The sequence below is a fragment of the Aeromonas sp. QDB30 genome (genome assembly GCF_027707645.1).
GTDB classification, from domain to species: Bacteria; Pseudomonadota; Gammaproteobacteria; order Enterobacterales; family Aeromonadaceae; genus Aeromonas; species Aeromonas caviae.
Genome location: NZ_JAPCIY010000059.1, coordinates 21,572 through 27,637, shown reverse-complemented (window position 1 = coordinate 27,637; position 6,066 = coordinate 21,572). Strand labels below are relative to the sequence as shown.

Below are 6,066 nucleotides of genomic sequence, written 5' to 3'. Positions count from 1 at the left end.
TTTAGGGACTCAGAATACTTTTTTCTGAAAATCAAGGCGGCCTTCCCCGGAAAGCCGCGATGAACCTAAAAAAATGGGGCAACATTCGCATGTCACCCCCTCGCAAATAGCATGTTCCATATTGGGCTACCGCAACCACGGGGGTCTGTCTGGCATCACGGGTTTCCGCTCCCGATCTGCCTCGCCTGCCGGAGCAATCCGGTTGGCCCATTTCCCCTGTTGCCGTCACCCACACGGCAGACCAGCCGCCGTGTTTGTCCTTGCACTCGAGATACTACGCAGTTAAATAAAATAAAAAACCGTTCTACACGCACCTCTATGCAGTCGAGGAGCCTGGATTGTTACGGCGCCCTTAATATAAATCGATTAAAAACAATACGATGCAATCCAGTCCCGTTTTTGGATGGCAAACGTTATCCTCGAAGGCGCACAAGGCTTTGCGAGATCTCGCACAAGGCGGATCCCACTCACAACCAACGATGCAAAGGTAACCAATCGCTCAATTGCGCCAGCAGGCGCCGCCATGCAGAGGGGGACGCCGCCACCGGGTGCACGGCCTGCTGCAACCAGCCATCAATGAGTTGCTGCAACTCGTCGCACAACCTCGGGCTATGGAGGTGCAGCATCAACTCGGTGTTGAGCATCAGGGAGCGGGGATCCAGGTTGAAACTGCCGAGCAGCGCCTCCTCCTTCCCCATCAGGATCAGCTTGGCATGCAGACTGAACGCCTCCGTCGTCAGCTCGAACAGGGTGACCCCCTGACGCTCGAGCCAGGGGCGGTGACGTCGATAGGCGCCATAGACCAGGGGCACGTCCGTGCTGGCCAGGGAGTTGGTCAGGATCTCGATGTCGACCCCCTGCCGTCGCTGCCCCTTGAGCCGGCGACGCAGCCCCCGTGTCAGGATCAGGTAAGGGCTCACCAACCTCAGGGCCCCCTGATTGCTCGCCAGCATGCGTCCCAGCAGGGGCGCCGTGGTCGGCCGGGCGACCAGCCCCTTGCCGGGGCGATCGAACCAGCACTGCCCTCGCCCGGGATGCCAGCAAAGGGGAACGGGGCACTCATCAAACAGAGTGGCCGGCAGATCATAGGCGGCCGCCATGGCGGGGTCGGTCAGGGTCAGCAGGAAATCGTTCAGGGCCCGGGTTTCGGCTGGCAGCAAGGGGCGTCTCAACAGGCGACGGACCGGGTGGCTCCAGCGACTGTGCCAGAACAGCGCGAACCCCTGCTCGGCCTGCTGACAGAGGGGGCCGCGGCAGAGCAGATCCAGGTCGATGAAGTGAGGCTGCATCCCCAGCCCGAAGTAACGATCACCGATGTTGCGCCCGCCGATCACCGCCTGGCTGCCATCCACCAGCAGCAGCTTGTTGTGCATCCGGTGGTTGATGCGGCGAAAGCTCAGCACCCCTTCCAGCAGCAGGGTCAGAGGACGCCAGCCCCGCAGCCAGAAGGGGTTGAACAGGCGCACCTCGATGCCCGGTTCCGCCGCCATCGCCTCCAGAAAGCGGTTTTCCCCGCCGTAGAGATCGTCGATGAGCAGTTGCACCACCACTCCGCGCCGCGCCGCCCGCACCAGCTCCGCCAGCAGCAGCTTACCGCTGCCGTCCTCTTCCCAGCTGTAATACTGGGCGAGGATCCGGTGGCGGGCCTGGCGGATCAACTGGCATCGGGCCTTGAGGGCTGCACCGGGATCGGCGAGCAAGGCAAAGTCGGCGGGGATCAAGGGTCATCTCCCTGTCATCTGATGGTGGCATAACCCAGACAACCGTCCCGATAGCCCAGTGTCAAGGAGCCGATGATGGAACTGCGCGACCACCCCTCCCTCAGTCAGAGACCTCATGCCAGCCAACCGGATCCCACCCCGGCCAGGCTGTTGATGCCCTGGTACCAGCAGCACCGGGATCTGGGCTGGGAACCCCTTGCGCAGCATCGCGAGGATCCCCTCCCCGGCCAGCATTGACAGGCTCAGGGCTGCACCGCCTCGATGGCCTCTGACTTGCCCTCCAACTGGGGCAGGCTGAAACGGTAGGCCACGTAGTATTTGTAGATGGTGCCAACGTAGTTGATGGGCCCCTGGCCCACGTCGTTGGCCACCAGCTGCTCCACATTGCCGAACCAGACATTCGGATCCAGCCCCTTGTCGGCCGCCTTGGCCTGCAATGCCTGGACCCGGTTCGGACCCGCATTGTAGGCGGCCAGGGCGAACAGATGGCGATTGAGCCTGTCCATCCCGGGATCATTGAAGTAGGTGTCCAGGATGAGCCGCATGTAGCGACAGGCCGCCTCCACATTGCCCTCCAGACTGGTGAGTCTGGCGCCTCGGATCCCCACCTCCTTGCCGGTACTCGGCAGCAGTTGCATGATGCCGACGGCCCCCCGGTGAGAGCCGACATTGGGATTGAGCCCCGACTCCTTGTAAGCCAGCGCGGCCAGCATCAGCCAGTCCAGCTGATACTTGTCCGCCTGGGCCTCCAGTACCTTGCGAATGGTCGACAGTCGCCCCAGCGGGTCCGGCGCCAGTATGTTGCTCATGCGGTCGCTCTGCGCCAGCAGGCGGCGCAATGTCATGTCACTGTAGAGGGTCCGCTTGCTCGACTCCGAGATGTAGGCGTTCACCGCCTTGAGCAGCTCCGGGCTGTTGTTGCGCAGGGCCCAGGCGCTGCGCCCCTTGTCCCGCAGCGGAATCAGCCTGTGGGCCTTGAGGCCGCCAATCATGTCGAGCCAGATCCGCCCCTTGAAGCTGTCGGTGACCGTCAGCGGGATGATCCCGGCTGACACCATCTCCAGCAGGTCCCCATCCTGCAGGTATTCGGGAACCGTCTCGATGTAGACCGGGGGCAACCCCAGCTCCCGAAACAGCCAGTTGAGCTGGTGCAGGCTCTCGAAATAACTGGAGCTGGCTCGCACCCAGATCCGCCGGCCGGACAGCTGGGTGATGCGATTGAAGGCAGGGAGCTCCCGCTGGCTCACCACCCACTCCTCGATGGGGGTGATCAGCGGCTGGGAGAAGGTCACCTGCTCGCGCCGGGTGGGGGTGACCGTCAGGTTGGCGGCCACCAGATCCCCGCGCCCCTCGGCCAGATAGTCCAGCAGCTTGTCCTGGCGCACCGGGATATAAATGATCTTGAGCTTGAGCTTCTCCTTGGCCAGGTAGGTCTGGTTCAACCAGCGCTCGAATCCCTGAAGCTGATTGACCAGGATGCCGTACTGGGCTCCCTTGTCGAAAAAGAAAAACCCCCGCTCATAGACCACCAGGGCCCTGAGCTCTTTTTTTTGCAGGATGTGTTCGAGATCACCGGCCTGGGGCAGCAACTGCGGCTTGAGATCCGCCGCCAGCAGAGGGAGAGAGCAGAGAGCCAGCAGGGCCCAGATCCATCGCCGCATCATGATTTAACCACCTCGCTGTGGGCCGGTGCGCACCGTCGGGTCTGTCAGAGAAGGCGCCTGCGCCAAGTCATGGGGCGTCGCGGGATCTTCTGCCGATCGGCGCATGCCGGACGGAAAACGGATAGTCCGTGGGATAACTCACTATACAACGCAAAGGGAGGGAAAAAGCGAGGGGCAGAGCAAGACGGCAGGCAAGCCTGCCGTGTCATCACGATCTCAGAGGGAGCGGGCGCGCATCTCGAAGATCAGCTTCTCGGCGGTACAGGTGAATTGCAGGCGGGCCTTCAGGATCACGCCATCAGGGCCTCGGCTCAGCTCGCTGCTGCTTTTGGCTTCGGCAGTAACCTGCTTGGCCAGCGCCTCGTAAGCCGCAAATTTCTCGCGGGCGTCGGCTTCTGCAGCGGCCTCGATCACCAGCTCCATGACGTCGTCACCTTCGCCGATGATGGTGCCAATTTCGGCGAAACAGCCGCAACTGTCACAGGTCTCGTTCAGTTCCACTTTCTCGTCTACAGACATACGTTCACTCCTACTTATTCCGGATATTGTCATCGTCGCGCAAGGCGTTGCGAAAATCCCTGATGGCAGTGCCCAGATCCTCACCGGCGCCAGCCAGGCGTTTGCTGCCAAACACCACGACGACGACCACGAGCAGGATCAGCAGATGCCAGATATGAATGCCACCCAGTCCCATAGGGAGACTCCTGACTGTTAGATACCTGGAGGTTGTATCAAAAGAAAGCGTATCGATTGTTGGGCAAAATCAAGGCAGGTGCAAGTTGGCGAAAAAATCGCGCAAGAACGGCGACGAGGCGCAAAAAAATACGGCGACCATGGGCCGCCGTATGAGTCGGTGCTACTTGTCCCCTCAACCGCTACATCCTGTACCAGCCGCCACCAGGGCGAGAGACCCGTCGAGCATAGGATCGCCAAGATATGAAAACAAATGGTATATATTCATCTAGGAATTGAAGAGGATTCATATCATGTTGCTGGAACAGCTTGCACGCATAGACCTTAATTTGTTGATAATCCTGCAAGTCTTGCTGGAAGAGCGCAACGGCAGCCGGGCTGCACGCCGTTTGCACCTGAGCCAGTCCGCCGTCAGCAAGGCCCTTGGACGGTTGCGGGAGACCTTTGACGATCCCCTGTTCGTGCGCTCGGCCTACGGGATGGATCCCACTCCCCGCGCCCTGGATCTCCAGCAGCAACTGCAGCCCATACTGCTCTCCCTGGACAACCTGATCCAGCCGCCGGACTTCGATCCCGCCAGCACGGAGCGGGAGTTCGTCATCGCCAGCATGGACAGCGCCTTCACCCTGTTTGCCCCCCTCTACCTGAGCGAACTGAAGCGTCAGGCCCCTGGCATCCGCCTGCGCTACGAGGAGTGGACCGAACACAGCCTGACCGAGATGAGCCAGGGCCAGGTGGATATCGCCTTCACGGTGCGGGAGAACTGCATCAATTCGGATTTTCGCCTCGACACCCTGCCCAACGCCATCTGTCAGCGGTTGCTCACCATCGACGATCTCACCTGCCTGGTACAGCGGGATCACCCTGCCTTGCAGGAGCCCGAGTGGGATCTCACCCGTTACCTCGCCTACCCCCATGTGCAGACCTACTGCGAAGGGCGGGATCGCTGGATGCTGGATCACAAGCTGGCGGAGCAGGATCTCTATCGCCGGATCGAGGCGACCGTCCCCTCCTTCGAGGCGGCCCTGCGCATGGGCATGCACTCGGACATGATAGTGACCCTCTCCCGCCTCTACGCCCGCCACGCCACCCAGGTCTATCCCCTGGTGCCGCTGCCGCTGCCCATCGCCCTGGACAGCATCTCCCACCTGCTCATCTGGCATCAGCGCCACGAGGAGGATCCGGGCCATCGCTGGCTGCGGGAGACCCTGCTCGCCCTCATCATGGGCAAGCTGGAAACCTCGGCGGATGGCCCGGCCGCTGCCGCCTGACGCGCAAAAAAAACGGGGCTCAAGAAGCCCCGTTTCACGTTGACATCAGCATTCGCCCCGTCAGTTCTGACCCGTCACCGCCAGATAATGGTGCACCCCGTCCAGCAGCATCTGCACCGAGATCATCACCAGCAGCATGCCCATCAACCGCTCCACCGCGGTGAGTCCTCGCTCACCCAGCAGCTTGTTGAACAGCTCGTAGAACATCAGGATCACGGCGCTGGCCCCCCAGGCCATCAGCAGGGCCAATGACCAGTCCACCATCCGGGTCGGCTCCTGGTTGGCCAGAAGCAGCAGGGAAGCCAGGATGGAGGGGCCCGCAATCATGGGGATTGCCATGGGCACCAGGAAGGGCTCCTCCCCCGCCGCCAGCCCGGTCACGCCACCGGGGCTCGGGAAGATCATCTTGATGGCGATGAGGAAGAGGATGATGCCCCCCGCGATGCTGACCGCCTCCTGACGCAGGTTGAGGAAGCTCAGGATCTGCTGACCGGCGAACAGGAAGCCCATCATGATCACCAGTGAAAACAACAGCTCCCGCAGCATCACCTTGCGTCGACGCTTGGGGTCGACATGGCGCAGGATGGAGAGGAAGACCGGCAGGTTGCCCAGCGGATCCATGATCAGAAACAGCATGACGGCAGCGGAGAATGTGTCCATAGAGCGCCCGGGCAGAACCTTTCAACAAGAGGGGAAGGAGGGCGAAATATAACAAAG

The 6,066-nt window shown here is 61.5% G+C and carries 7 protein-coding genes; 2 read left to right on the top strand and 5 right to left on the bottom strand.

Going from position 1 to position 6,066, the window contains the following annotated elements; translation table 11 throughout:
- Window positions 1-467: 467 nt before the first annotated feature.
- Window positions 468-1,721 (bottom strand): phospholipase D-like domain-containing protein, encoded by a 1,254-nt coding sequence (locus PG896_RS15875; RefSeq protein WP_270835902.1) that lies wholly within the window; start codon window positions 1,719-1,721, stop codon window positions 468-470.
- 75 nt (window positions 1,722-1,796) lie between these two features.
- Here PG896_RS15875 and PG896_RS15870 point away from each other — a divergent pair, with 75 nt between their 5' ends.
- A complete protein-coding gene (locus tag PG896_RS15870) occupies window positions 1,797-1,958 on the top strand; it encodes a hypothetical protein (RefSeq protein WP_185367309.1) in 162 nt (53 codons plus the stop codon).
- Between the two features lie 5 nt (window positions 1,959-1,963).
- Here PG896_RS15870 and PG896_RS15865 read toward each other — a convergent pair whose 3' ends face one another.
- The 3 genes from PG896_RS15865 to tatA form a co-directional block, all read right to left on the bottom strand.
- Window positions 1,964-3,385, bottom strand: a complete 1,422-nt coding sequence (locus PG896_RS15865; protein ID WP_103244097.1) for a lytic transglycosylase F — start codon at window positions 3,383-3,385, stop codon at window positions 1,964-1,966.
- A 216-nt stretch (window positions 3,386-3,601) separates the two neighbouring features.
- On the bottom strand, window positions 3,602-3,904 hold the full coding sequence (locus PG896_RS15860; protein ID WP_010672593.1) for a YfcZ/YiiS family protein: 303 nt from the start codon (window positions 3,902-3,904) through the stop codon (window positions 3,602-3,604).
- Between the two features lie 10 nt (window positions 3,905-3,914).
- Window positions 3,915-4,079, bottom strand: a complete 165-nt coding sequence (tatA, locus tag PG896_RS15855) for a twin-arginine translocase TatA/TatE family subunit (RefSeq protein WP_010672592.1) — start codon at window positions 4,077-4,079, stop codon at window positions 3,915-3,917.
- 292 nt (window positions 4,080-4,371) lie between these two features.
- Between tatA and PG896_RS15850 the strand changes: the two genes are divergently transcribed.
- The gene (locus PG896_RS15850; protein ID WP_069785474.1) at window positions 4,372-5,349 is read left to right on the top strand and encodes a LysR substrate-binding domain-containing protein; all 978 of its coding nucleotides are present in this window, start codon (window positions 4,372-4,374) and stop codon (window positions 5,347-5,349) included.
- A 60-nt stretch (window positions 5,350-5,409) separates the two neighbouring features.
- Here the strand turns inward: PG896_RS15850 and PG896_RS15845 are convergent, their stop codons facing one another.
- Window positions 5,410-6,009: a YhgN family NAAT transporter gene (locus PG896_RS15845; protein ID WP_010672590.1), complete on the bottom strand. Its 600-nt coding sequence runs from the start codon at window positions 6,007-6,009 to the stop codon at window positions 5,410-5,412.
- Window positions 6,010-6,066: the final 57 nt, after the last annotated feature.